We start from the raw sequence: 1,116 nt of genomic DNA, 5'->3' as shown, positions 1-1,116 counted from the left end.
GGCGGTGTCAACTCGTGGAAGCAACGTTGTCCTTCAGTAGGCGTTCGAAGACTTCCCGTGGAGTGTAGAAGCCCAGGCACTGCCGTGGCCGCTCGTTGAGCTCGCGGGCGATCGCTTCGAGGTACAGCTGATCGGATGGGATTTCGGTGCCCTTGGGCAGGTACTCGCGGATCAGGCCGTTGGTGTTCTCATTCGTCGGGCGTTCCCATGGCGAGCGGGGATGAGCGAAGTAGATCGGCAACTCGGCGGCCACGGTGACGCTGGCGTGCTCGGCCATCTCGGTGCCTTGATCCCACGTCAGGCCCTGTCGCATGAACTCCGGCAGTCCTCGCAGGTGATCGATCAGCACATCAGCAACGCCGGGTGCTTTCTTCCCGTCCGGCAGACCCAGGATCAGCGTGTACCGGCTGGTGCGCTCGACCAAGGTCACCGCCGCGGACTGGCCGGCCTTCCCGACGATCAGATCTCCTTCCCACCAGCCCGGCACCCGCCGATCGGCCGCGGTCTCGGGGCGGTCGTCGATGCTGACCATGCCCACGATCCGCGCCGACCGCTCACCGACTGACTTGCGGGGTTTACGCGCGGTGCGCTTGGACTGCAACAGGATGCCCTGAGCAGCCAACTCTCCCTTCGGAAGAGCATAAATCCACCGATAGATCGACTCGTGTGACACGCGGCGGCCCTGCGCGTTCGGTGAACCCGTCATGGGATCCACTGTGGGGTCTTGGGCCTCGAGCTTCAACCTCCCCGCGATCTGGCGCGGCGTCCGCGACCTGCGCAGGTCGGACCGTACCCGGTCGGCGAGCACCGAGTCAGCATCGATCGCCCTCGTCTGCGGACGGGCCCGCCGTGCGCGGGCGTGCTTGTCGGCGTGCACCACCTGATACGCGCCCGTCTTGGTGGCATTGCGTTTGATCTCGCGAGACACCACCGACTTGTCGCGCCCGATCTGCTCGGCGATCGCCGTGACCGTCATCCCCGCACGCCGTCCGACCGCGATCTCCGTCCGGTCCGCCACCGTCAACATCATCCGTCCCAGCCCCACCCAGGGTCTCCTACCGCGCTACCCGCAACCCCTCGTGGCCTGCAGTGTTGCTACGACGGTATGACACCGCC

At 66.1% G+C, this 1,116-nt stretch carries 1 protein-coding gene; it reads right to left on the bottom strand.

Annotation, left to right across the window (positions count from 1 at the left end; genetic code table 11):
* Positions 1-7: 7 nt before the first annotated feature.
* The gene (locus tag ABFX36_RS18880) at positions 8-1,027 is read right to left on the bottom strand and encodes an IS30 family transposase (protein ID WP_174316897.1); all 1,020 of its coding nucleotides are present in this window, start codon (positions 1,025-1,027) and stop codon (positions 8-10) included.
* Positions 1,028-1,116: the final 89 nt, after the last annotated feature.

Origin of the sequence: Gordonia cholesterolivorans (genome assembly GCF_039531975.1) — a bacterium.
Classification (GTDB): domain Bacteria; phylum Actinomycetota; class Actinomycetes; order Mycobacteriales; family Mycobacteriaceae; genus Gordonia; species Gordonia sihwensis.
Note: the sequence above shows the minus strand (reverse complement) of the source record. Positions and strands in the feature narration are given on the sequence as shown.